At 67.8% G+C, this 22,338-nt stretch carries 26 protein-coding genes; 5 read left to right on the top strand and 21 right to left on the bottom strand.

Annotated features, from left to right (window positions below):
* Positions 1–216 precede the first annotated feature (216 nt).
* Positions 217–402, top strand: coding sequence for a hypothetical protein (locus WDN01_22315; protein ID MEJ0028771.1), 186 nt, complete (start codon positions 217–219; stop codon positions 400–402).
* On the opposite strand, the gene WDN01_22310 is transcribed toward WDN01_22315, so the two are convergent.
* Positions 399–2,960 carry an exo 1,3/1,4-beta-D-glucan glucohydrolase gene (locus tag WDN01_22310; GenBank protein ID MEJ0028770.1) on the bottom strand — a complete coding sequence of 854 codons (2,562 nt, stop codon included), beginning with the start codon at positions 2,958–2,960 and terminating at the stop codon, positions 399–401. The two genes, WDN01_22315 and WDN01_22310, sit on opposite strands and share 4 nt — an antisense overlap.
* A 204-nt stretch (positions 2,961–3,164) precedes the next feature.
* Between WDN01_22310 and WDN01_22305 the strand changes: the two genes are divergently transcribed.
* Positions 3,165–4,202, top strand: coding sequence for a LacI family DNA-binding transcriptional regulator (locus tag WDN01_22305; protein MEJ0028769.1), 1,038 nt, complete (start codon positions 3,165–3,167; stop codon positions 4,200–4,202).
* On the opposite strand, the gene glk is transcribed toward WDN01_22305, so the two are convergent.
* The 4 genes from glk to WDN01_22285 form a co-directional block, all read right to left on the bottom strand.
* Complete coding sequence (gene glk / locus WDN01_22300; GenBank protein MEJ0028768.1) at positions 4,175–5,209, bottom strand: glucokinase; 1,035 nt, start codon at positions 5,207–5,209, stop codon at positions 4,175–4,177. The two genes, WDN01_22305 and glk, sit on opposite strands and share 28 nt — an antisense overlap.
* A 108-nt stretch (positions 5,210–5,317) precedes the next feature.
* Positions 5,318–6,397 (bottom strand): LacI family DNA-binding transcriptional regulator, encoded by a 1,080-nt coding sequence (locus WDN01_22295; GenBank protein ID MEJ0028767.1) that lies wholly within the window; start codon positions 6,395–6,397, stop codon positions 5,318–5,320.
* Positions 6,398–6,466: 69 nt separating this feature from the next.
* Positions 6,467–6,700 carry a hypothetical protein gene (locus WDN01_22290; GenBank protein MEJ0028766.1) on the bottom strand — a complete coding sequence of 78 codons (234 nt, stop codon included), beginning with the start codon at positions 6,698–6,700 and terminating at the stop codon, positions 6,467–6,469.
* A gap of 116 nt (positions 6,701–6,816) precedes the next feature.
* The gene (locus WDN01_22285) at positions 6,817–7,374 is read right to left on the bottom strand and encodes a hypothetical protein (protein MEJ0028765.1); all 558 of its coding nucleotides are present in this window, start codon (positions 7,372–7,374) and stop codon (positions 6,817–6,819) included.
* A gap of 198 nt (positions 7,375–7,572) precedes the next feature.
* Between WDN01_22285 and WDN01_22280 the strand changes: the two genes are divergently transcribed.
* A complete protein-coding gene (locus WDN01_22280; protein ID MEJ0028764.1) occupies positions 7,573–7,968 on the top strand; it encodes a hypothetical protein in 396 nt (131 codons plus the stop codon).
* Positions 7,969–7,975: 7 nt separating this feature from the next.
* On the opposite strand, the gene WDN01_22275 is transcribed toward WDN01_22280, so the two are convergent.
* Positions 7,976–8,962 carry a zinc-dependent alcohol dehydrogenase family protein gene (locus WDN01_22275; protein ID MEJ0028763.1) on the bottom strand — a complete coding sequence of 329 codons (987 nt, stop codon included), beginning with the start codon at positions 8,960–8,962 and terminating at the stop codon, positions 7,976–7,978.
* Positions 8,963–9,118: 156 nt separating this feature from the next.
* Between WDN01_22275 and WDN01_22270 the strand changes: the two genes are divergently transcribed.
* A complete protein-coding gene (locus WDN01_22270) occupies positions 9,119–11,344 on the top strand; it encodes a beta-glucosidase (protein MEJ0028762.1) in 2,226 nt (741 codons plus the stop codon).
* Between the two features lie 9 nt (positions 11,345–11,353).
* Here WDN01_22270 and WDN01_22265 read toward each other — a convergent pair whose 3' ends face one another.
* The 15 genes from WDN01_22265 to WDN01_22195 form a co-directional block, all read right to left on the bottom strand.
* Positions 11,354–11,545, bottom strand: a complete 192-nt coding sequence (locus WDN01_22265) for a hypothetical protein (GenBank protein MEJ0028761.1) — start codon at positions 11,543–11,545, stop codon at positions 11,354–11,356.
* Between the two features lie 56 nt (positions 11,546–11,601).
* Positions 11,602–12,372 carry an ABC-2 family transporter protein gene (locus WDN01_22260; GenBank protein MEJ0028760.1) on the bottom strand — a complete coding sequence of 257 codons (771 nt, stop codon included), beginning with the start codon at positions 12,370–12,372 and terminating at the stop codon, positions 11,602–11,604.
* The gene (locus WDN01_22255; GenBank protein MEJ0028759.1) at positions 12,372–13,211 is read right to left on the bottom strand and encodes an ABC-2 family transporter protein; all 840 of its coding nucleotides are present in this window, start codon (positions 13,209–13,211) and stop codon (positions 12,372–12,374) included. Before WDN01_22255 ends, WDN01_22260 begins: the two co-directional genes overlap by 1 nt.
* A complete protein-coding gene (locus WDN01_22250; GenBank protein ID MEJ0028758.1) occupies positions 13,180–14,154 on the bottom strand; it encodes an ATP-binding cassette domain-containing protein in 975 nt (324 codons plus the stop codon). The genes WDN01_22255 and WDN01_22250 overlap by 32 nt, the downstream gene beginning before the upstream one ends.
* Positions 14,155–14,345: 191 nt before the next feature.
* Complete coding sequence (locus WDN01_22245) at positions 14,346–14,552, bottom strand: hypothetical protein (GenBank protein MEJ0028757.1); 207 nt, start codon at positions 14,550–14,552, stop codon at positions 14,346–14,348.
* Positions 14,553–14,572: 20 nt separating this feature from the next.
* Complete coding sequence (locus WDN01_22240; protein ID MEJ0028756.1) at positions 14,573–15,523, bottom strand: hypothetical protein; 951 nt, start codon at positions 15,521–15,523, stop codon at positions 14,573–14,575.
* 8 nt (positions 15,524–15,531) lie between these two features.
* Entirely contained in the window at positions 15,532–15,900 is a 369-nt protein-coding gene (locus WDN01_22235) for a hypothetical protein (GenBank protein MEJ0028755.1), read from the bottom strand.
* 172 nt (positions 15,901–16,072) lie between these two features.
* Entirely contained in the window at positions 16,073–16,885 is an 813-nt protein-coding gene (locus WDN01_22230; protein MEJ0028754.1) for a lysophospholipase, read from the bottom strand.
* Positions 16,886–16,986: 101 nt separating this feature from the next.
* Positions 16,987–17,580 carry a uracil-DNA glycosylase family protein gene (locus WDN01_22225; protein MEJ0028753.1) on the bottom strand — a complete coding sequence of 198 codons (594 nt, stop codon included), beginning with the start codon at positions 17,578–17,580 and terminating at the stop codon, positions 16,987–16,989.
* Positions 17,577–17,957, bottom strand: a complete 381-nt coding sequence (locus tag WDN01_22220; GenBank protein MEJ0028752.1) for a type II toxin-antitoxin system VapC family toxin — start codon at positions 17,955–17,957, stop codon at positions 17,577–17,579. The genes WDN01_22225 and WDN01_22220 overlap by 4 nt, the downstream gene beginning before the upstream one ends.
* The gene (locus tag WDN01_22215; GenBank protein MEJ0028751.1) at positions 17,954–18,271 is read right to left on the bottom strand and encodes a hypothetical protein; all 318 of its coding nucleotides are present in this window, start codon (positions 18,269–18,271) and stop codon (positions 17,954–17,956) included. The genes WDN01_22220 and WDN01_22215 overlap by 4 nt, the downstream gene beginning before the upstream one ends.
* Positions 18,272–18,316: 45 nt before the next feature.
* On the bottom strand, positions 18,317–19,462 hold the full coding sequence (locus WDN01_22210; protein ID MEJ0028750.1) for an acyl-CoA dehydrogenase family protein: 1,146 nt from the start codon (positions 19,460–19,462) through the stop codon (positions 18,317–18,319).
* 55 nt (positions 19,463–19,517) lie between these two features.
* Positions 19,518–20,042, bottom strand: a complete 525-nt coding sequence (locus WDN01_22205; protein ID MEJ0028749.1) for a PAS domain-containing protein — start codon at positions 20,040–20,042, stop codon at positions 19,518–19,520.
* 105 nt (positions 20,043–20,147) lie between these two features.
* The gene (locus WDN01_22200; GenBank protein MEJ0028748.1) at positions 20,148–20,681 is read right to left on the bottom strand and encodes a PAS domain-containing protein; all 534 of its coding nucleotides are present in this window, start codon (positions 20,679–20,681) and stop codon (positions 20,148–20,150) included.
* A gap of 5 nt (positions 20,682–20,686) precedes the next feature.
* Complete coding sequence (locus tag WDN01_22195; protein MEJ0028747.1) at positions 20,687–21,220, bottom strand: PAS domain-containing protein; 534 nt, start codon at positions 21,218–21,220, stop codon at positions 20,687–20,689.
* 87 nt (positions 21,221–21,307) lie between these two features.
* Between WDN01_22195 and WDN01_22190 the strand changes: the two genes are divergently transcribed.
* A complete protein-coding gene (locus WDN01_22190; protein ID MEJ0028746.1) occupies positions 21,308–22,336 on the top strand; it encodes an LLM class flavin-dependent oxidoreductase in 1,029 nt (342 codons plus the stop codon).
* Positions 22,337–22,338: the final 2 nt, after the last annotated feature.

The raw sequence follows: 22,338 nt of genomic DNA, 5'->3' as shown, positions 1-22,338 counted from the left end.
GCCGTGCTTTCTCCGCCCTTAGTCGCCGTCCTCTTCTTGCCGTCCCCATCAGAGGACTTCGAAGAGCGCGCCTTAATCTTGTTCTTACGCAACTTTGAGGCTGTGGAGAGGAAGCCCGATCGCCCCCGCCCCATTGCCGATCACGAAGGTAACGCTACCAGAGTCGTATTGACAGCGCTATCAAAAATTACACTTCGATACGAGAAAGCGAAACTTGTGACCAAGATGCATCATTTTGCGGCGCACCATGATTGGTCGTCAGTGCGCGGCAAAGACCGCGCGGCCGGTGACACGACCATGGTTTTGGAAGGGCGCCTCCTCGCGCAGAGTTCGACCGTGCCGCGCGATGCGCCGCGCCTTGCGGGCGGCGCATGGCGCGCGACGGATATCGTTCGACTCTAGGATTGCGGCGCGGCGGGGCAACTCGGCGGGCCTTCGCCCGGCACGAGCGCGACCGTGGAAAGACTGAGCGCAAAGCGGCTCGCGCTGGTCAGCACGAAGGGCGCGGAGATCGCGCTCATGTCCGCGCCGCCCTGCTTGAAGCAGGACAGCCGGACGTCGATCGTCGTCCAGCCCTTGCCCAGCGCCGCGCGCAAGGCTCCGGTCAGATCGACCGTTCCGTGGCAAGATTTTCCGCAGCGGGCTTCGAGCGTCACCTGTCCCGCGGGCGCTTCGTCGATCCGCAGTCCGAGCCGCAGCGCCATGTCGCCATTGGTCTGCCGCGACAGGTCGACCGGCGTGCCCAAAAGCGCGAGCGCGGCGGAGCCGCTTCCGGTCCATGTCGCCGAGAGCGTGTCCTCCTGCTTGAGATGGTCGGTGCTCGCAAGCATGAGCGCCGGCGTGTTCGCCGGCAGGCGAAGCACCGGCGCGGACGCGCCGTCGCCGCCGACGATCGCCAGCGACCAGGGCGGCGCGGCGTGGCCGCTGTCGAGATAGCGGTCGACATTGGCGGCGATGGCGTCGCCGCCCGGCGCTTCGGGCAGGACGCCGAGATCGCGCGGATGCGCGTAGTCCAGGCCGTAGCCGAAGGCGAAGAGCGGATTGTAGGCGGCGCGCTCCGCCGCCGTCGCGTTCGGGCCGGGCCGATGCAGCGGCACCTGATCGGGCGCGCGCGGCCAGGAGAAGGACAGCTTTCCGCGAAAATCATAGGCCGGCGTGCCGTCCGCCGCCCGGAACAGGAGATCGGCGACTCCGCCGCCTTCGGTGCCCGGCAGCCATGCCGCGACGAAGGCGTCTGCGGCGTTGATCTCGCGCGTGACGTAGAGCGGCCGGCCCGACAGGAAGATCGCGACGACCGGGATCCCCTTGGCGCGCAGGTCGCGGATCAGGCGCAGGTCGCGCGGATCGCCCGGCTGGAAGGCGAGGTTGTCGCGGTCGCCCATGAACTCCGCGTACGGATCTTCGCCGAACACCACGATGGCGACGTCCGGTTTCGTGGCAAAGCCGCCATCGCGCGCGAGCACGGCCGTGCCGCCGCCGGCGCGCACCTGTTCGGCGATGCCTTCGAAGATCGTCTGGGCGCGCGGGAAGTCGGCGCGGGAATTGCCGGTGCCCTGCCAGGAGATCGTCCAGCCGCCGGTCTGCTTGCCCATGTCGTCGGCGCCGTCGCCCGCGACCAGCACGTTCAGCTTCGCGCTGAGCGGCAAGAGGCCGTGCTCGTTCTTGAGCAGCACCAGCGATTCCCGCACCGCCTGGCGCGCGACGGCGCGGTGCTCGGGCGAGCCGAGTTCGTCCCATTTGCCGCCATAGGGCCGGCCCGACGGTTTGCCCGCGTCGAACAGGCCGGCGCGCAGTTTTACGCGTAGGATGCGCGCCACCGCCTCGTCGAGCCGCGCCATCGGGATCGTTCCGGCGTTCACCTCGGCCAGGGTGTGCTGGTAGAGGCCCTTCCAGCTGTCGGGCGCCATCACCATGTCGATGCCGGCGGCGAGAGCGGCGGGGCAATCGGTCGTGCTGCAGCCCGGGAGCTGGCCGTGCGCGTTCCAGTCGCTGACGACGAAGCCGTTGAAGCCGAAGCGGTCGATCAGCACGTCGTTCAAGAGGGCGCGGTCGCCGTGCATCTTGTTGCCGTGCCAGCTCGAATAGGACGCCATCACCGCCTGCGCCCCGGCCGCGATGCCCGACTGGTAGCCGGCGGAATGGATGTCGCGCAGGTCTTCCTCGCTGGCGAGATTGTCGCCCTGGTCGCGCCCCTTGTCGGTGCCGCCGTCGCCGAGGAAATGCTTGATGGTCGCGACGATGTGGCCGCCGCGCAAGAAACCGGGCGTGCCCGGCACGCCCTGGATGCCTTCGACCATCGCGCCGGCATAGGCGCGCACGATGTCGGGGTTCTCCGAATAGCTTTCATAGGAGCGGCCCCAGCGCACGTCCTGCACCACCGCGACGGTGGGCGCGAAGGTCCAGTCCTGGCCGACGACCCGCGTCTCGATCGCGGTGATCTCGCCGATCCTGCGCAACAGGTCGGGATCGTTCGCCGCGCCCAGGCCGACATTGTGCGGAAAGATCGTGGCGCCGATGATGTTGGAGTTGCCGTGGACGGAGTCCGAGCCCCAGATCACCGGGATCGCGACGTGACCCGCCGGCGCGTCGAGCGAGGCGTCGTAGAAGGCATCGGCCGCCTTCAGCCAGTCCGCCGCCGGCGCGCGATCGTTGCCGCCGGGGCCGGAATTGCCGCCGTCGAGCACCGAGCCCAGCCGGTAGGTCCGCACGTCTCCGGGCGAGACCGAGGCGACGTCCGCCTGGATCGTCTGTCCGACCTTGTCCTCGACCGTCATTTTCGACAGCAGATCGGCGACGCGCGCGTCGATCGCCGGATCGTCCGCCACGGGAGACGCGAGCTTCGGCCAGATCTCGGGATGGACCATGCCCGGGACGGAGGGCGCCTGCGGTTCGGGAGCGCTGACGCAGGCACCCAGCGTGAAGCCGGCGACCGCCAGGGCAAGCATTTGTCCGGTGTTCAACACGTCCTCCCGTTCGGCAACGCCGTTCCTATCTCTTATCCGGCCGCGGCGCCGCATGGACGGATTCCGACGTTCCTTGACAGCGTTGTCAACCTCCGGCCGTCCGCAGTGCTTCACCCCGAGCGCATCGCCCCCTAAGGTGCCGCGCCGACGAAACGTCCGCGAAGGCCCTGCGCGCACCATGTCCACCGGACCGTCGATCCCATGAAGTCCAAGCGCCCGCCTCCGCCCAGCAAGCCCGCCAGCATCTACGACGTCGCCCGGCGCGCCGGCGTCTCGATCAAAACGGTTTCTCGCGTCGTCAACCGCCAGCCCAATGTCAGCGAGCAGGCCCAGGCGCGGGTGATGGAAGCGGTGGACGCGCTGTCCTATCGGCCCAATTTCTTCGCCCGCGGCCTGGCCAGCGAGCGGTCGTTCCTGATCGGCCTGCTCTACGACAACCCGTCGGAAAGCTACATGGCGGCGGTGCAGATCGGCGCGCTCCGGCGCTGCCGCGAGGACGGCTACCATCTCATCGTCGAGCAGCTCAGCGCGCAGGATCCCAATCTCGGCGCGGCGGTGCGCGCGCTGGCCGTGCAATCCTCGCTGCACGGGCTGATCCTCACGCCGCCCTTGTGCGACTCGCCTTCCGTGCTGGAGGCGCTGAAGGCCGAGCATGTGAGGTTCGTGCGCATCGCGCCCAGGCAGGCCCTGCCCGACAGCGCCAGCGTCAGCATCGACGATCACGCAGCCGCGCGGGAGATGACCGCCTATCTCATCGGCCTCGGCCATCGCCGCATCGGCTTCATCAAGGGCCATCCCGATCACAGCGCCGCGCATGCGCGTTTCGAGGGCTATCGCGCCGCGCTCAAGCAGGCCGGCATTCCCTTCGCCGAAGAGCTCTGCGCGCAGGGCTATTTCTCCTATCAGTCCGGCCTGGAGGCCGGAGAGATATTGCTGTCGCTGAAGAACCGGCCGACCGCGATCTTCGCCAGCAACGACGACATGGCCGCCGCCGTGCTCGCCACCTCGCAGCGCTTTCACCTCAAGCTGCCGTCGCAGCTTTCGGTCGCGGGGTTCGACGATTCCCTCGTGGCGCAGATGGTCTGGCCGCCGCTGACGACCTGCCGCCAGCCGATCAAGGAGATGGCCGCCGCCGCCGTCTCGCTCCTGGTGCAGAAGCCGACCGACGGCGCGCCGCCGGAGCGCCGGTTGGACCACGAGCTGATCGTGCGTCAGTCGACGGCGCCGCCGGGGCGCTGAGCGCCCCCGGCCAGCAGCGAGGCGGCGCCGATCAGGCCGGACCAGGTCTGGACGATGAGGCGGGTCGGGATCGCTTTCATGTAGTCCACGAACCTTCCCTTGGCTTCGAACCGCGCGCGGAACGCGCTGCGTGCGAAGAAAGCCGCATGGGCGGGCATGATGCCGCCGGCGATCAGGACGCCGTCGCGCGCGCCCAGCGTCAGCGCGACATCGCCCGCCACCGATCCGAGAACGCCGCAGAACAGCGCGAAGACGCGGTAGCAGAGCGATGTCGGGTCCGCTTCGGCCTGCTCCGCGATCTCGGCGGGCGAGAGGTCCGGCGCCGTCACGCCTTCGATTCCCGCCAGCGCCGCATGGAGACTGCGAAGCCCCGGACCCGAGAGCAGCCGCTCGACCGACACCCGGCCGAAGCGCTTCGTCAGCGCTTGAAGGATCTGCACCTCCAGCGCGTCGACCGGCGCGAAGGAGACATGGCCGCCTTCGCCCGCGAGCGGCACCGCCGTTTCGCCGACGCGGACGAAGCCGGCGACGCCGAAACCGGTGCCGGGACCGACGATGGCGACGGTCTCGCGCGCCAGGCGCGGCGGCGCCGGCACGTCGCCGATCGCACGCCAATCTTCCGGCACGAGCAGCGGCACGGACAATGCGATGGCTTCGAAATCGTTGATCAGGCGGACGCTTCCGATTCCCAGGGCGTCGCGCAATTCCCGCGACGAGATGTGCAGCTTCGAATTCGTCAGGTTGAGCGCGCCGTCCCTGGGCGGGCCGGCGACGGCGAGAACGGCGGCCGAGGGCGCCGTGCCGAGCCCCAGCGATGCGAGATAAGCCCGCGCCGCCTCGACGACGCCGGCCTGTCCGACGGCGGGAAAGGACGCCGGTGCCAGGACCAGGACATCCGCGGCCAGGTCGACCACGCCGAACCGGATATTCGTCCCGCCTATGTCGGCGACGAGCCCGTAATTGGCGAGCGCATCCGGCAACCGGCGATCCTTGCTAACACGATCCATTTGTTGGCCTTGGCAGCGCTGTCATCGGCGCCGCGGTAACACAAGTCCGGCCCCCTGCCTACTGCGCGCCCGCGTCTTTCAGCGCGCCAGCCGCGAACGGGCTCGCGCTCACGGCGCGCCCGTCGGGCGCGCCGCCGAGTCGCGCACGACCAGCGTGGGTACGACGTCCGTGACGTCCGCCGGTTCCTTACGCGCCTTCGGCAAGGCGAGCAGCTTCTCGGCCGCCATCCGCCCCATGTCGCGGATCGGAAGCTTGATCGTCGTGAGCGCGGGCCACACCTGCGCCGCCATCGGGGTGTCGTCGAAACCGACGACCGAGAGGTCCTTGGGAATGTCGAGCCCGGCCTCGCGCGCCGCGTTGTAGACGCCGAGCGCCATCTCGTCATTGCCGGCGAAAATCGCGGTGGGCCGTCCCTCGCCGGCGAGCAGCGCCTTGGCCGCCGCGTAACCGCTGTCGAAGGTATAGCCCGCCTCGCGGTCGAATTTCGGCAGGAGCTTCAAGCCCTTCTCCTCAAGGCCGTCACGGAAGCCGCGGCGGCGCTCATGCGCGGAGCGTAAGCCCGAGGGTCCGGAGATATGCGCGATGCGGGTGTGGCCGAGATCGGCGAGATAGCGCGCCGCGGCGGAACCGCCGACATAGTCATGCGTGACCACCATCGTCTCGGCAGGGCCGAGCGACAGCGGAGCGATGCGCACATAGGGACAATCGAGCTCGTCGAGCAGGCGGATCAGGCGCTCGTCCTCCGACATCGAGGGCGGCAGGACGACGCCGAACAGCTTTTGGCGCTCGACGAAGTGGCGGATGTCGTCAAGGAAGGCCGGCGCGGCGCGGTCGCTGGGACGGATGACCAGCTCGAAGCTGCTGCCGCGCAGGGCGTCGAGCACGCCCTGCTGCATGTTCACGACATATTGCGGACTGGGGCTGTCATAGATCATGCCGATCAGGAAGGCGCGGCGGAAGGCCAGACCGCGCGCCTGCGGATCGGGCGTGAAGCCGATCTGGCCGATGATCTCGCGCACCCTCTCGCGGGTCTGCGCCTTGACGAAGGGCGAGTCGTTGATGACGCGCGAGACGGTCTTCTTCGAGACATTGGCGAGGCGCGCGATGTCGTTGATCGTCGAGCGCCGGCCCCTGGCTTCGGCCCCGGCGCGCGCCGGCTGCGGCGCTTTGGATTTTCTGGCGATCACGGCTCGAACGCGCTGGAGGTAGCCGGTCTTTCTTAGCGGCGCGGCCGCATTTTGGCCAATGCACCGGCCTCAGGCGGCCTGGGGCGGGCGCGCCGCGGGACCGGATTCGCGCCGTTCGGACGCGCGCAACGTCGTGATGACCATGAGGCAATCGAGATCCTTCCAGACTTCGGCCGTGGCGAATTCGGGACGCATCTGGTTCGCCGCCTGGCGCGACGCATCGGCGTCGCTGAAGCAGTTCGGCCGGTAGTACATCGAGACCGCGCCGTCGGAGCGCAGATAGCGGATCGTGTAGTCGGGCATGGTCGAAGCCCAGCACCTCACCCGCAATTATAGGCGTGTTCCGGCAGGACGGCTCGCACAAACGTACGACCTCGGTGAAGATTCGGTGACGGATCGGTCACGGGATGGCCGGATCGTCAGGGATTCCGCGCGTACGTCCAAATGTGCATGGGCGGAAAGTTTCGCCAGAACGTCTCGGCATGGCACACCGTCACGCCGGGCTCCGCCGGATAGGGCGGCCAGGACGCATAGCAGAACTGGATGAAGGGCGCGCCGGGCTTCAGGCGCGCCAGCGCCATGCGAAGAAGCCCGAGGCGCTGCGCGGCGGGATGGCCGATGACCGGCAGGCCGCAGACGATCGCCGCGAACCGATCCGCGATGCCGGCCGACACGAGAAGGTCCTCAAAGGCGAATGCGTTGCCTTGCAGGATAACGGACTGCGGAAAACGGCGGCGCAGCAGCGCCGCGAAGCCGGGTTCGGCCTCGACCGCGACGACCGGGACGCGTGCGAGGATCGCTGCGGTCACCGCGCCCGTACCCGCGCCGAGCTCCAGCACCGGACCGGTCGCGCCGGCCGGAATCTTCGCCGCAATGGCCGCGGCAAGCGCCGGGCCGGACGGCGCCAGCGCGCCGACCCGGAGCGGCTTGGCCAGAAACTCCCGGAAGAACGCCAGTTCGTGCGAGGGGGAACCCATGGCAACGAAATGTACCGCAAGCCGAGGCGTTCCGTGAAGGACCGCCGATTCCGGCCTCGACCCGACGTCACGGCCTGCGCGCGCCGACGACATTTGCCGGATCGCGCGGTAGGATACGGCCATGCAGCGCGGCCCGCTGACCGAGGTCAATGACCGCCGCCGGACCCGCACGGATACTGAATAAAAGGACCTACTCTCATGACCCATCACTTTCATGCCGTCGTGTGGATCGATCACGCCGAGGCGCGCATCCTCGAATTCGGCGCGGACGGCATCGAGAGGCATCGTGTCCGCGCCGAGGGCGGCGACGGCAATATCCATCACAAGGCCGGTTCGGTGGGTTCTGGCCATGCGCATGAAGACAAGAAATATTTCGACGCCGTCGTGGCGACCTTGAAGCCCAATTACGAGATTCTCGTCGTCGGACACGGCCCGGCAAGGACCGCCTTCGCGCATTACGCGCGCGACCACGTGCCCGATCTCGCCAAGCGCATTCTCGGCGTCGAGGCGATGGACCAGCCGAGCGAGCCCGAAGTGATCGCCTTCGCGCGCAAATTCTTCGAGACCCGGGATCGCATGCTGCCGCAGGACTAGCGGCGGCTCAGGGCACCAGCACCGCCGCGCCCTCGATCCGGCCGTCGCGCAGGCGGGTCAGCGCCTCATTGGCGTCTTCCAGCGCGAAGGGCTGCACCGTCGTGTGGATTTTCGTCTGCGCGGCGATGGCCAAGAACTCCTCGCCGTCGCGGCGCGTGAGATTGGCGACCGAGCGCACCACGCGCTCGCCCCATAGCAGAGCATAGGGGAAGGCGGGAATGTCGCTCATGTGGATTCCGGCGCAGACCACCACGCCGCCCTTCACCGTCGCGGCCAGCGCAGCCGGCACCAGGGCGCCGACCGGCGCGAAGAGGATCGCGGCGTCGAGCGGCTCCGGCGGCGCGACGTCGGACGCCCCGGCCCACACCGCCCCGAGCGACTTCGCGAAGGCCTGGCCTTCCGCATCGCCGGCTTTGGTGAAGGCGTAGACGTCCTGGCCGCGATGGCGCGCGACCTGGATCGCGATATGCGCCGCGGCGCCGAAGCCATAGAGGCCGAGGCGCCTGCCCTCGCCCGCCATCTTGAGCGCGCGATAGCCGATCAGGCCGGCGCAGAGCAGCGGCGCCGCTTCGATGTCGGAATAGATGTCCGGCAGCCTGAAGCAGTAGCGCGCATCGGCGGTCGTGTAGTCGGCATAGCCGCCGTCGATCGTGTAGCCGGTGAAGCGGGCCCGGTCGCAGAGATTCTCGCGTCCGCTGCGGCAGTAGATGCATTCGCCGCAGGTCCAGCCGAGCCAGGGCACGCCGACCCTATCGCCCACCGCCAGGGACGCGACATCGCTTCCGATCTTTTCGATGGTGCCGACGATCTCGTGGCCGGGAATGACGTGGCTTTTCGGCGCGGTCAATTCCCCGTCGACGACGTGCAGGTCGGTGCGGCAGACGCCGCAGGCATGAACGCGGATCAGGACCTCGCGCGGACCGGGTTCGCGCGGCACCGCATCGCGGCTCAGGCGCAGCGGCGAACGGGCCTTGTCCAGGATCATGGCGCGCATGGCGAGCAGCCTATCAAAAAAGAGAAACACGGGGATGTCCGAAATTGATGCGAGAAACATAAAAGCGGCGGCGCGATCCGCCTTGACCGGCATCAACGGCGCAGGCCAAGACGGCCGCTGCCGACCGGACCGGGCGGCGATCTGTCGGGGGCGTGCATGAGACGCGTGGCGTTGATTTTGGTCGCGGCGGGAATCGCGGCGCTGGCCGGCCCCGCTCCCGCCCAGCCGACAGCGCCGCAGCCCTGGATGGACAACACGCTGTCGCCGGACACCCGCGCCGACCTGGTGCAGGCGCAAATGACCGCCGACGAAGAGCTCCTGCTGGTCAGGGGCTATATCGGCATCGATGCGAAACAGTCCTGGATGCGCGAGCCGCCGGTCGAGCTGCGGCTGCTGCTGCCGGGCACCGCCGGCTATGTGCCGGGCATTCCCAGGCTCGGCATCCCGGCCTTGAAGGAAAGCGACGCCGGCATCGGCATCGCGAACAATTTCTGGCTGAGGCCCGGCGATACGGCGACCGCCTATCCGTCGGGCCTGTCGAACGCCGCGACGTGGAATCCGCAGGTCGCGTTCGACGCCGGCGCCGGCCTCGGCATGGAGGCACGCGACCGCGAGTTCAACGTGATGCTGGACGGCGGCGTCAACCTGGCGCGCGAGCCGCGCAACGGCCGCATCTTCGAATATGCCGGCGAGGACCCGCTGCTCGCGGGCCTGATCGCCGGCGCCCAGATCCGCGGCATCCAGAGCCAGCATGTGATCTCCACCATCAAGCACTATGCGCTGAACGACCAGGAGACCGGCCGCACCGTGATCACCGCCAATATCGACGAGGCGGCGGCGCGCGAATCCGACCTGCTCGCCTTCGAGATCGCGATCGAGCGCGGCAATCCGGGCGCGGTGATGTGTGCCTACAACAAGATCAACGGCACCTATGCCTGCGAGCACGATTTCCTGCTGAACAAGGTGCTGAAGGGCGATTGGGGCTATCCGGGCTGGGTGCTGTCGGACTGGGGGGCGGTGCACAGCACCGTCGCGGCGGCCAATGGCGGGCTCGACCAGGAATCGGCGTCGGGCAGCGACCGGCAGGACTATTTCGGCGACGCGCTCAAGCAGGCGCTTGCCGCCGGCACCGTGCCGCAGGGACGGCTTCGCGACATGGTCCACCGCATCTTGCGCACCATGTTCGCGAACGGTCTGATCGACACTCCGCCGGCGCCGCAGAAGCCGGTGGCCCATGTCGACATCGCCCAGCGCGGCGCCGAGGAAGGCATCGTCCTTCTGAAGAACGACGGCGGCGTCCTGCCGCTCGCCAGGACCGCGCGCAGCATCGCGGTGATCGGCGGGCACAGCGACCTCGGCATGCTGTCGGGCGGCGGCTCGTCGCAGGTCCTGCCCGTTGGCTTCGACAACGACAAGCAGATCATGGTGGGCGGACCGGTGGTCGTGACGGCCAACGGCACCAAGATCATGCCGCTTAGCCGCGAGATCTTCGATCCGCCCTCGCCGCTGTCGACCATCGCCGCGGCCGCGCCGGCGGCGACGGTCCGCTATGCCGACGGCGTCGACCAGAAGGCGGCGGCGGCGCTCGCGGCGAGCAGCGACGTCGCGATCGTCTTCGTGCAGCAATGGATGACCGAGGGCGACGACGTCGACGGCCTGTCGCTGCCCGGCGTGCAGGACGGGCTGATCGCCACCGTCGCCGCTGCCAATCCACGGACCATCGTGGTGCTGGAGACGGGCGGACCCGTGCTCATGCCCTGGCTGGGCAAGGTGCCGGCGGTGCTGGAGACCTGGTATGCGGGCAGCGGCGGCGCGGCGGCGCTGGCGCGGATCCTGTTCGGCGATATCGATCCTTCGGGCCGGCTGCCGGTGACGTTCCCGCAAAGCGAGGCGCAGTTGCCGCGGCCCAAACTTGCCGAACCGCCGGCCGGCTATTTCTACGTCAACTATTCGGAGGGCTCCGACGTCGGCTATCGCTGGTACGACTCGCACAAGCTGACGCCGCTGTTTCCGTTCGGCTTCGGGCTCTCCTATACAAGCTTCGATCTTTCCGGTTTCACGGCGCTCGGCGGGCGCAATGTGACGGCCAAGGTCAACGTCACCAACACCGGAACGCGCCCCGGATACCAGGTCGTGCAGCTCTACGTCACGCCGCCCGGCGCGGTGGCGCGGCTGGTGGGCTGGAGCAAGATCCAGCTCCAGCCGGGTGAAACCCAGACCGTGGACATCGCGGCCGAGCCGCGGCTGCTGGCGCGCTTCGACACGCAGGTCCATGTGTGGCGGATACCGACCGGGCCCTATGGCGTGAGCGTCCGCACCTCGGCGACGGACATCAAGGCGAGCACCTTCGTCAGCCTCACCGGCGGCACGATCAAGCCGTGAGCGTGGGCGTCAGCCCTTGGTGATCTGACCGGCGGGAATGCCCTTGCCGGGGTCCGGCGTCACGAGGACGAAATTGCTCGTCTCGGCATTGAGAATCGGCGGTTCGGCGCCGGCGAACCGCTCTTCGATGTTCGTGACGGTGGTGCCCGGCGCGTAGATGTCGTCGCGCAGGTCGTGCGGCTTGGGCTCGTTCTTTGTCATGGCGGATCGCTCATGCGTTTCGCCGAAGATAACGGTGGGCGCCGCGCGAACGTTGCTCAGCCGGTCGGCACCAGGCCGCGGCGATAGCGCACAAGGCCCAGACGAAACAGGACTGCGGCGATCGCGGCGTAGGCGAGCGCCGCCGCGACCATTTGCACCAGTGTCGCCGGCGACGGCGCGCGGAGAAACGCGACCGGCGCCAGCACGATGAAGCCGGCCGGCAGCAGCGTGTAGGCGGCGATCTTGGTGGCGCCGGAATAGATCGAGCCGGGATAGCTGGAGAACAGCAGCATGAAGTCGGTCAGGTCGCGGGCGAAGCTGCGCGCGCCGGCGAACCGGAAGGCGAGGCTCGCATAGACGACCGACGAGGCAACGTAGACCGTCGTGCCGCAGGCCAGGCCAACGAGAACGAGCGGGATATCGCTCCACGAGAGCGCGGCGAAGGTGAACAGCATCCAGATACCCATCGCCAGATCCCCCCAGGCGGTGGCGATGCTTTCGCGGGCGAGAAGACGCGGCAACACCGCTTTGGGCTGGGTCAGGAGCGCGTCGATCTCGCCGCGCAGGATCGTCGCGGCCATGTCGCGATAGCCGCCGAAAAACACGCCGGCGATCCCGACCACCAGCATGATGAGGCCGAGTAAGAGGGCGACGTCGTGCAGCCCCCAGCCGCCGACCTGGCGGAAGCCGGCGAAGAACATGTACCAGAGGGCGAGGAAGAACAGGTCGTTCACCACCATGCCGACGGAGTTCAGGATGAAATTTGTGCGGTCCATCAGCGAGGTGCGGATGGCGATGCCGATATTCGCGGCATAGGTCGAGAGCATCACACGCCCTCCCGAAGGACTTTGCGAAGGCCCCCGCGCCAGACGAGCGCCACGAGACCCGACAGCACCGCGATCCAGACGCCTTGCGCGATCAGCCCGCGCGCGAAGCCGGCGAGTGAGGGCGCGATCGCCTGATCGCCCGCGAGGAACAGCGTCGCCGCGAAGGGCGTGACGACGGCGGCGTGGTAGAACCAGGCCGGATAGAGCGAGATCGGCGCGAACAGGCCGCCGAGCAGGAACAGCGCCTTCTGCATGATGAGATAGGGCGGCAGCACGCGGCGCACCCAGAAGGCGCTGAGGCCGACGAGGGTCATCATCAGCATGCCGACGGCGGTGCCGAAGACGCCCAGGATCGCGATATAGACGAACGCGACGGCCGGCGGCAGGGCGCGGCCGGACAGCGCGAGCGCCACCAGCGCGGCCGCGCCGATGCCGATCAGCCGGCCGAGCGAGTCGCCCATCGCCTCGGCGAACTTCTGCACCAGATAGGGCTTGGGCCGGAGCAGGTGCGGCTCCAGCATGCCGAAGCGGATGTCGTCCTCCAGCCGCAGATGGATCGCCGCGATGGAGAGCGCGATCCATTCGGTCACGCCGATATAGAGCGTCAGCCCGTCCGGCGGCAGCAGATGCGCGAGCGTTCCGGGCAGCCGCTGTGCCGCGACCTTGTCCCACAGGGCCGAGAGCACGAGCATCGCCACGAGATAGAACAGCGCGCGGCCCATCAGGACGGGCCAGTTCGCGAGATTGCGCCGGATGCCGAGCGCGCAGGCGCTCGCCGCCGCCGCGGCGGTCCCGAAGGCGCCGGCGTCAGCGCGCGCTATTGGCGTCGTAGATGGCACGGACCACCTCCTCCATCGGCGGGTCTTCGATCGTGATGTCCTCGATGCCGCCCAGGGCCAGCGCCGCCTGCACCACGATATCGACGCGCGTCGTTCCCGTATCCACTTCGAACACCGACAGGTGCGGCTCGCTCGCGCGGCGCTTGACGCCGGGAAGATCGAGATCGAGCCGGGTCGCGGCGGAGCGCAAAGTCACGAGGCGGTGGCCGAGGAAACGGCGGCGGAGCTGGTCGGTCGGCTGGTCGACCACGATGCGGCCCTCGTTGATCACGATGACGCGGTCGCAGACCAGCTCGATGTCGCGCGTGTCGTGCGAAGTGAGCACCACGGTCTGGCCCTCGGCGCCGGCGTGCTCGCGGATGAAGTCGCGGATCGCGGCCTTGGCCGTGATGTCGAGGCCGATGGTCGGCTCGTCCAGGAACAGCAGCGCCGGCCCGTGCAGCAGGCTCGCCACGATCTCGCAGCGCATGCGCTGGCCGAGCGACAGGCGCTGCACCGGCTGGTCGAGCAGATCGCCCAGGCCGAAGCGCTCGACCAGCCGCGCAAGGCGATGACGAAACGCGTCGAGATCGACGTCGTAGATGCGCCGCAGCAGCGCGAAGGAATCGCGTGCCGGCAACTCCGTCCAGAGCTGGCTGCGCTGACCGAACACCACGCCGATGCGGTAGGCGAGCGCGCGGCGCTGCTTCCAGGGTACCAGGCCGAGCACCGTCGCCGCGCCGCCCGACGGTTCGAGAATGCCGGAGAGCATCTTGAGCGTCGTCGACTTGCCGGCGCCGTTGGGTCCGATGATCGCGACGCGTTCGCGCTCGGCGAGCGTGAAGGAGATGCCGCTGACGGCCTCGACGGCGCGGATGTCGGACGCGAAAAGCCCGCTCAGGCCCGGCTTGCGGCGGGCGTAGCGAAAGGTCTTGCGAAGGGCGTCGACGGAGACGATGGCCATGGCACGGAATCGACAGCGGTGGGAGCGAGCATAGGCGCATCGCGGCGCATACGCTTCGGTCGCATCGTCATCGCTTTCCCCCTCCCGTCCCGCAGGCCCCGGACGCGACAATGGCACGGCCGCGCGAAAGCGAGACCCGTCAAAAGGAAATGCCAGCCATGATCGCGGCGAGGTTCGGCCGCGTGGGCGATTTACGGCTTCTTTCCGATCACGACGATCTTGCCGTAGACCGTGTCGGCCTTGCCGCCGTCATACAGCGCCGCGTTGTAGATGCAGGTGTCGGCCTGTTCGAGCAGGATGATGTCGCTCTCCCGGTAGCCCAGCCCGAGCAGAAGCGCCTTGGCCGTTGCCGCTTTCGTCGCATCGTCGCACGCGTAGATCGAGACCTCGGACGCCATGGCCCTTCCCTTTCCTGGTTTCAGCTGCTCGCGGCCCTGGCCAGGCTGCCGGTCGTGGCGAGATCGCCGGCAAGGCGCTTGCGCAGGTCGGCGGCGCCCGACAGGCCCGTCGCCAGCGCGGGATTGACCGAGCCCGGACTTGCCGCATTCGCCTTCTGGATCAACGTGGTGAGCTTCGCGGGGTCCAGCACGCCGCCCGGCGCGACGTAACTCATGACGGTGTTGAGATCGATCGATTGGGTCTGCAGCGCGTTGTTGGCGTCGGTCTGGGCCTGCTTCTGCTGATCGGGCGTCAATGTCGCGAGCATGGCGTTGTTCGTGATGGTCGAGAACGCCGCGTGCACGGTCGGGCTGTTGCGCGCCAGCGATTCGGCGGCGAGGCCGGTGGCGAAGTATTGCGCAATGGTGAGACCGGTGCCCTTGAGCGTCGTGGCCGCGACGGTGGTGTCGACCGAGGCGAGCACGGAGGGATAGACGCGCTTTGTGCCGTCCGTGCCCAGCGGAATGATCGAAAGCTCCTTGCGCTTGAAACCGAACACCAGGCTGTTGGGCACGGCCGAGGTGTCGAACCCGACCTTCAGGCCGATGGTGGTGGACGTGCCGAAGAATGCCATCCGGTTGTCGGCCGAGGGGCCTTCCAGGTCGCTTGGCCCATGGGCACCGCTGCCGGGATCGGCGGCGATCTCGGCCGCCGCGCCGGTCGCGTAGGTCTGGCGCACCTTGGGGTCGAACACGTCGCCTCCGGTCTGGAGCGAGGCGACGACCGGCGGCAGGCCGCCATTGGCCGTGCGCGGACCGACATAGCCTTCCGTGCGGTCGTAGGCGACGCTGGCCGAGGGCGGCTGGTTCTCGACATTCACGCCCAGGCTCGTATTCGTGACGAACACCACCGTGTCCTGCGGCGAGGCGCAGGCCGATAGCGCCAGCACCATACAAGCCGCGATGCAGGCCGATATCCGTGGTCCGGACATGAATCTCCTCATTGTGTCGACGCTCCGGAATGCGAAGCCCTGTCCGCGCAGAGGCTTTTGGCCTGAAGATCGATGCAGCCATTGTCGGGCAGGCTGACGATGGACTGCTCGCTATAGCCGAGGGCGATGTCGCTGCCCGCGGCGGGATGGCGGAAGAAAGAAAGCCCGAAGGTTCGCAAGCTCACCGCCGTCGCGCCCGCCTTGCCGGACGACGGCGCGGCCGGCAGGGCGACGTCGACGAAACCGACGACATGCTGGACCTGATGCGCGTCGACATAGCTGTAGGAAACGCAGCCCTGCGCCGAGAGCGCGAGCGCGGCCGTGCAGCATCTCGCGCCGGCCGCCCGCAGCCTGCCGGCAAGACTTGCGCCCCGCATTGCGCCCCCCGCATTCGACGAAGCAAGTGTCCATGATTGAACGACTTGCATTCATGACTGTAAATCGAGCCTTCGACAGGCCAATTCTGCCGCTGTTGCGACTATCCATTTGTAATCACAGTACGGAATGACTGTCCATATGCGGCGCCGACACGTCCACGGCAGTGGAGACTTACGACGACGGCCGGCCGCTCGTCGCGGTCTTCTGCCGGCCGATCCAGTCCAGGACGTCCTGCCAGATGGACGGGCCTTCGAGATCGCGCAGGAGCATGTGGTAGCCGTGGTCGTAAGCATGGACTTCGGCGCGCGCGCCCAGCGCCTTCACGACGGCCTCGGTCGGCGGAGCCGGGATGACCTGGTCGTGTTTGCCGTAGAGCAGCAGGATGGGCGGCGTCGCGCCCAGATGCTCGGGCGCATGGCGGCCCTCGTCCATCAGCGTCGCCAGGCCCCACACCGCATCGGCGCGCGTCACTTTTTGGACGAGGGGATCGCGCGAATAGGCGCGCAGCATGGGGATGTTGTCCGACGGCCAGATGTGCACGACGCCGCGGCCCGAGACCGTCAGGCCGGGCATCGTATGCGCCGTCAGCCACAGCACGACGCGGTAGGAGAGCGGCATATCGGAGCGCGACCACACCGCCGGCGCGACCAGGATCACGCCGTCGGGCCTCGGCGGAACGGGCGCTGCGATGTCCGACAGCACGACGGCGCCGCCCATGCTCTCGCCGAGCGCATAGACCGGAACGCCCGGATATTTCGCGCGCGCCGCGGCAAGCGCATCCTCGAAGTCGGCGCGCATCGTCTCGCTTCCGGCCCACAGGCCCGGATGGTCCGAGGCACCGAAGCCGCGCTGGTCATAGGCGATCGTCGCAATGCCCTTGGTGGCCCAGAAGGCCGCGGGCAGCGCGATGAAGTTCGAATAGTCGCCCATGCCGTGCAACGCCACGATCACGGCGGAGGGATGCTCCGGCCCCCAGACGCGCAACGGCAGTTTCTCCCCGTCATGCGCGAGGAGATGTCCGTCGGCCAGCGCCGGCGTGTCGTTCGCGATCCCGCGCGGCGCCAGGACCGGCGCGCAGGAAGCGATCAGGAGGACAGCGCCTGCCGCACACGCCTTCGCAAATCGGGAACGAGTTCGCGCTCGAACCATGGGTTCTTCTTCAGCCAGCCATTGTTACGCCACGACGGGTGCGGCAGCGGGAGGTGCCGCGGCGCGTAGTCCCGCCATGCCTTGACCGTCTCCGTCATATTGGATTTCGCGGCGTCTCCCAAATGCCAGGATTGGGCATAGCTGCCGACCAGCAGCGTCAGCGTCATCTTCGGCAGCGCATCCAGAAGGCGGCGGCGCCAGTGCTGGGCGCAGATCCGGGGCGGCGGGCGGTCGCCGCCCTTTTCGTCGTAACCGGGAAAGCAGAACGCCATCGCGGCGATGGCAACGCGCTTTTCATCGTAGAACGCGGCGCGGTCGACGCCCATCCAGTCGCGCAGCCGGTCGCCCGAGGCATCGTTGAACGACAGCCCGGTCTTGTGCACGCGCATCCCCGGCGCCTGGCTCGCGATCAGGAGCCTGGCGGTATGGCTGACATGCAGGACGGGATGCGGATCGAGGATGTCGGCGCAGATGCGGCAGGCGCGGATGTCCGCGACGAGACGCGCCAGTTCGCGCGGCGCGGCGGTCATCGGAAATTCGCGATCGGCACCCCGGCGTCATATCGCAGTATGCCGCCGTCCGACGTCAGAAGCTCGCATTGCAGTGTTATCGCGAGCGCGATGCAGAGCCGATCGCCGAGCGACAAATCGAGCTCGCGCGGCGCTCTCCAGAAGATATGGGCGGCGAGCAGCGCATGCTCTTCCTCGACGGGACGAACGTCGAGTCCGAATCCGCTGATCGCGGCGTGAGCGCCGTAGAGATCGAATCCACGCTGCACCGCCTTTGTCAGAATTTCCGCCAATGAAGCGGCGGAAATCACGCTCTGCGGAAAAGCGGCTTTGACCCGGTCGGCGCCCTTCTCGTTCAGGATCACCGCAAGGAGGGCGGAGCTGTCGAGAACGATCACTTGCGGAAATCTTTCGACGGATCGTTGAGTCCCTCGATCTCGGCCCGCTCGCGCCGCGCTTCGGCCCGCTTCTCTTCGAGGTATCGGTCGACAGAATAGGTGTCGGCCATCGGTGCGAAGAATTCCTGCGCGCGTTTGACGGCCGCGTCGATCTCTTCGGCTATCTTGCGATTCTTATGTTCGATCGCAGGCAGCACCTGTTGCGCCAGAATGCGACGTACTTCTTCCTCGACGCTCCGACCGTTCTCGGCGGCGCGCAGGCGAAGACCCTTGTGGACGTTGTCCGGGACGTTCCGAATCGTGAGCGATGCCATGGCAGACTGCTAGCAGAATGCTAGCATTGCTGTCAATGCAAGCATTCAGTCGCCCTTGAGCATCGCCCGGGCGATCACGATCTGCTGAATCTGGCTGGTGCCTTCGTAGAGCCGGAAAATCCGCACGTCACGGTAGAAGCGCTCGATGCCGTAGTCGGCGACATAGCCGGCGCCGCCGAAGATCTGCACCGCCCTGTCGGCGACGCGGCCGACCATCTCGGAGGCGAAATATTTCGTGCACGCCGCCTCCATCGTGATGCTCTGGCCGGAATCGCGCTTGCGCGCGGCGTCCATCACCATGCACTTCGCGGCATAGGTTTCGGTCTTGCAGTCGGCGAGCATGCCCTGGATGAGCTGGAACTCGGCGATCCTCTGGCCGAACTGCTCGCGCTCGCGGGCATAGCGCACGCTCTCCTCGATCAGCCGTTCGGCGACGCCGACGCAGACGCCGGAGATGTGCAGGCGGCCGCGGTCGAGCACCTGCATGGCGACCTTGAAGCCCTCGCCTTCCGCGCCCAGCCTGAGCGAGGCCGGCACGCGCGCATTGTCGAAATTCACGTCGCAGATATGGGCGCCCTGCTGACCCATCTTCTTTTCCGGCTTGCCCACGCTGACGCCCGGCGTGTTGGCCGGCACGATGAACGCGGAGATGCCGCCGGCGCCTTTGCGCTCGGGGTTGCTGCGCGCCAGAAGCGTGAACATACCGGCGCGGTTGGCGTTGGTGATGAAGCGCTTGGTGCCGTTGACGACATAATGGTCGCCGTCGCGGATCGCGGTGGCGCGCAGCGAGGCGGCGTCGGAACCGGCGCCCGGCTCGGTCAGCGCGAAGCTCGCCACCACCTCGCCGCTCGCGAGCTTGGGCAGCCATTCGTTCTTCTGCGCTTCGTTGCCGAACATCACGACGCCCTGGCTGCCGATGCCGACATTGGTGCCGATGACGGAGCGGAAGGCGGGCGATGTGTGCCCGAGTTCCATGGCGACGAGGACTTCCTCCTCCATGGTGAGGCCGAGGCCGCCATATTCGACCGGGATGGAGAGGCCGAACAGGCCGAGTTCGCGCATCTGGGCGATCACGCCGTCGGGGACGCGGTCCTCCTCGGCGACCTTCGCCTCGATCGGGACGCAGGTTTCGCGCACGAAACGGCGCACCGTGTCGAGCAATTGGTCGCGGGTGTCGATGTCGAGCGGCATGGTCCGTCTCCCTGGCCGGGGGAGACTAGAGCAGCTTTCGCCGGGTTTGAAACCGTCAGTCCGGCGCCTTGGGGACGTAGATGCTGACGACCAGGATATGATCCACCGTCTCGCCGTCCTCGGCCAGCGGCAGGAAGGCGCTCTCGTAATAGACGAAATGGGCATCCGGCAATTCGCGCCCGACCCAGCCGCGCACGGCGAAGGACTCGGCGGTCGCCCGCACATGCTCATAGAGGCTGTGCATCATGCGACCGAACTCCGGCGCGACGGCCGTGACCTGGCTGATGCGCAGATCCTTGAACGTCAGGCCATAGGCCTGGACATGCGCGTCGCCGGTGATGCGGTACTCGTAGTCCTTGCCGCCGTCGATCACCTTGAGCAGCACGACGTGGCGCAGGATGCCGGCCATGTCGCGCGGCTTGAGCTGAGAGCGCGCCGGAAGCCTGCGCGCGCCCTTCAGCGCCCGCCAGTAATTGGCGCCGGTACGCACCACGGCATTGTCCAGATCGTCGAGCGAAACGACGTAGACGGATGAATTGTCCGGCGCTTTTTGCGGCTCGGTCGGCTGGGCGATACGCATACGTCCCCCGTAAGCCGCCAGCCTCGCCCGCAAACCCCTAACAATTCATGGAGGAACCTGGCGATGCGACGTACACGGACAGGTGTCGTCGCGCCCAGGTTGTACTCAATCCGGGGGCCTGGGAACATGGAAGCTCGCCACCAGAAGATGGTCGACCGTGGCACCGTCGTCGCCGAAGGGCAGCACGACGCTCTCGTAATAGACGAAGGGCGATTGCTTCACGTCGCGGCCGACCCATCCATAGAGACCGAGCGGCTCGCCGCCGGCGCGCACATGTTCGTAGAGCAGCCGCATGCGTGCGCCGTGCTCGGGCGCGGCCTCCTCGATCTGGGTCAGGAACATGCCCTGGAAGTTCAGGTCGTAGGCCCAGGCGAAGACTCCGCCGACGATGCGGTATTCGTAGTCGCGGCCGCCGTCGATCACGCGGATCAGGACGATGTTGTGCAGGATCGCGCGCATGTCGCGCGGCGACAGCTCGGACCGCGCCGGCATCTTCCGTCCGCCCCGCAGCATCCGCCAGTAGTTCAGCGCGGTGCGCGTGATGGCGTTTTCGATCTCGTCGAGCGAAACGACGCTGAACGTCGATCTCTCCGGTTGTATCGTCGGTGTCGCGAAATCGTCGCGCTGGGCGTTCTGCATGCGCGTCAGCCCTCGAAACTGTCGCGCGGCGAATAGACGGAGAAATTGAGAACGTGGTCGACTGTCGCCTCGTCCGGCCCCATCGGCATGAACACGCTCTCGCAGTAGATGAAGGGCTTGCCGCGCACGACGCGCTCGAGCCAGCCGCGGAAGGCGAAGACCTCGCGCTTGCGCAGGACCCGGTCGTAGAGGCTCTTGAGCACCGCACCATAGCCCGGCGAGAATTTGTCGACGTCGCTGACGCAGCGGCCCTGCGTCGAGAAACCGTGGCTGATCACATGGGCGTCGCCGACGATGCGGTATTCGTAGTCCCGGCCGCCGTCGACCACCTTGAGCAGCACGACGTTGCGCAGCAGCGGCGCCAGATCCCGCGGCTGCATGTCGGCGCGCGACGGATAGGTCCGGTCGCCCTTCAGCGCGCGCCAGTAATCCAGCCCCCGCCGGACGACCGGGCTTTCGATATCGTCGAGCGAAATGACGCCCGATGCGCTCAGGGGCACGGTCTTGGGGATGCTCGCAATGTTCGGTGAACTCGACACGGCGGGTTTCTTGAATAGGGTAGGAACAGGCTGAACTCTTCCGGTTAACGGAGTGCGAACGGCCAAGATAAAAACGGTCGGCAAGCCATGCTGCTTTCGGTCCTGGATCAATCGCCCATCCGCAAGGGGGGCACCGCGGCGGACGCCGTCGCCGAGACCCTCGCGCTCGCGCGCGCCTGCGACAGTCTGGGCTATCACCGCTATTGGCTGGCGGAGCACCACAACAGCAATTCCTTCGCCGGCTCCTGTCCCGAAATCCTCATCGCCCGGGTCGCGCAGGAGACGCGGCATCTGCGCGTCGGCTCGGGCGGCGTCATGCTCACCCATTATAGCCCGCTCAAGGTCGCCGAGCAGTTCCGCATGCTCGACGTGCTGACGCCGGGCCGCATCGACCTGGGGCTCGGCCGCGCCCCGGGCACCGACCAGATGACGGCGCGGGCGCTGCAGGCGGGGCCGCAGGCCTGGCCGATCGACGCCTTCCCGAGCCAGGTGCACCTGTTGCGGCAATTCCTTGAAGACTCCTCGGGGCGCGAGCCCTTGCCGGAGGATCATCCCTATCGCGGCATTCACGCCATGCCGCGGGCGCCGACGCCCGGGCCGGAATTGTGGATGCTGGGCTCGGGCATCCATGGCGCGGTCTATGCCGCGGAGCTCGGGCTGCCGTTCGCCCACGCCTATTTCATCTCGACCGAGGGCAGCGAGGACGCGGTGCGCGAATACCGCGAACGCTTCAAGCCGAGCCCGGCCTGCCCCAGCCCGCGCGTCTCGCTGGGCGTGGCGGCGCTGGTCGGCGAAACGGAAAAGGAAGCGGCGCGGCTTTCGGCCTCCCGCAATCTGTGGGTGGTGCGTCTTCTGACCGGGCGGCCCATCCCGTTCCCCTCGCCGGAGGAGGCGCTGGCGCAGCCGCTGACGCCGCAGGAGGAAAAACTGCTGGGGAGCGTCGCCAGACGCTCCGTGGTCGGCACCCAGGAGCAGGTGCGCGAGCGGCTGACCGCGCTGGCGGAAGCGCACGGCGTCGAGGAACTGGTCGTGGTGACCATCACCTACGACCTCGCCTCGCGGCTCCGGTCGTACGAATTGCTGGCCGAGGCTTTCGGGCTCGCCGTCCCGGCCTGACC

The organism is Rhizomicrobium sp. (assembly GCA_037200985.1).
Classification (GTDB): Bacteria; Pseudomonadota; Alphaproteobacteria; order Micropepsales; family Micropepsaceae; genus Rhizomicrobium.
The sequence above is the reverse complement of the archived record's forward strand: the minus strand, read 5'-3'. Positions and strand labels throughout refer to the sequence as shown.

What these genes read in the sequence shown, in the direction of transcription:
- WDN01_22285 (MEJ0028765.1), bottom strand. Translation starts at nt 7,374, where the DNA reads ATGGGTTCCCCCTCGCACGAACTGGCGTTCTTCCGGGAGTTTCTGGCC.
- WDN01_22290 (MEJ0028766.1), bottom strand. Translation starts at nt 6,700, where the DNA reads ATGCCCGACTACACGATCCGCTATCTGCGCTCCGACGGCGCGGTCTCG.
- WDN01_22280 (MEJ0028764.1), top strand. Translation starts at nt 7,573, where the DNA reads ATGACCCATCACTTTCATGCCGTCGTGTGGATCGATCACGCCGAGGCG.
- WDN01_22240 (MEJ0028756.1), bottom strand. Translation starts at nt 15,523, where the DNA reads ATGTCCGGACCACGGATATCGGCCTGCATCGCGGCTTGTATGGTGCTG.
- WDN01_22305 (MEJ0028769.1), top strand. Translation starts at nt 3,165, where the DNA reads ATGAAGTCCAAGCGCCCGCCTCCGCCCAGCAAGCCCGCCAGCATCTAC.
- WDN01_22190 (MEJ0028746.1), top strand. Translation starts at nt 21,308, where the DNA reads ATGCTGCTTTCGGTCCTGGATCAATCGCCCATCCGCAAGGGGGGCACC.
- WDN01_22250 (MEJ0028758.1), bottom strand. Translation starts at nt 14,154, where the DNA reads ATGGCCATCGTCTCCGTCGACGCCCTTCGCAAGACCTTTCGCTACGCC.
- WDN01_22235 (MEJ0028755.1), bottom strand. Translation starts at nt 15,900, where the DNA reads ATGCGGGGCGCAAGTCTTGCCGGCAGGCTGCGGGCGGCCGGCGCGAGA.
- WDN01_22215 (MEJ0028751.1), bottom strand. Translation starts at nt 18,271, where the DNA reads ATGGCATCGCTCACGATTCGGAACGTCCCGGACAACGTCCACAAGGGT.
- WDN01_22265 (MEJ0028761.1), bottom strand. Translation starts at nt 11,545, where the DNA reads ATGACAAAGAACGAGCCCAAGCCGCACGACCTGCGCGACGACATCTAC.
- WDN01_22245 (MEJ0028757.1), bottom strand. Translation starts at nt 14,552, where the DNA reads ATGGCGTCCGAGGTCTCGATCTACGCGTGCGACGATGCGACGAAAGCG.
- WDN01_22205 (MEJ0028749.1), bottom strand. Translation starts at nt 20,042, where the DNA reads ATGCGTATCGCCCAGCCGACCGAGCCGCAAAAAGCGCCGGACAATTCA.
- WDN01_22275 (MEJ0028763.1), bottom strand. Translation starts at nt 8,962, where the DNA reads ATGCGCGCCATGATCCTGGACAAGGCCCGTTCGCCGCTGCGCCTGAGC.
- WDN01_22270 (MEJ0028762.1), top strand. Translation starts at nt 9,119, where the DNA reads ATGAGACGCGTGGCGTTGATTTTGGTCGCGGCGGGAATCGCGGCGCTG.
- glk (MEJ0028768.1), bottom strand. Translation starts at nt 5,209, where the DNA reads ATGGATCGTGTTAGCAAGGATCGCCGGTTGCCGGATGCGCTCGCCAAT.
- WDN01_22210 (MEJ0028750.1), bottom strand. Translation starts at nt 19,462, where the DNA reads ATGCCGCTCGACATCGACACCCGCGACCAATTGCTCGACACGGTGCGC.
- WDN01_22200 (MEJ0028748.1), bottom strand. Translation starts at nt 20,681, where the DNA reads ATGCAGAACGCCCAGCGCGACGATTTCGCGACACCGACGATACAACCG.
- WDN01_22225 (MEJ0028753.1), bottom strand. Translation starts at nt 17,580, where the DNA reads ATGACCGCCGCGCCGCGCGAACTGGCGCGTCTCGTCGCGGACATCCGC.
- WDN01_22260 (MEJ0028760.1), bottom strand. Translation starts at nt 12,372, where the DNA reads ATGCTCTCGACCTATGCCGCGAATATCGGCATCGCCATCCGCACCTCG.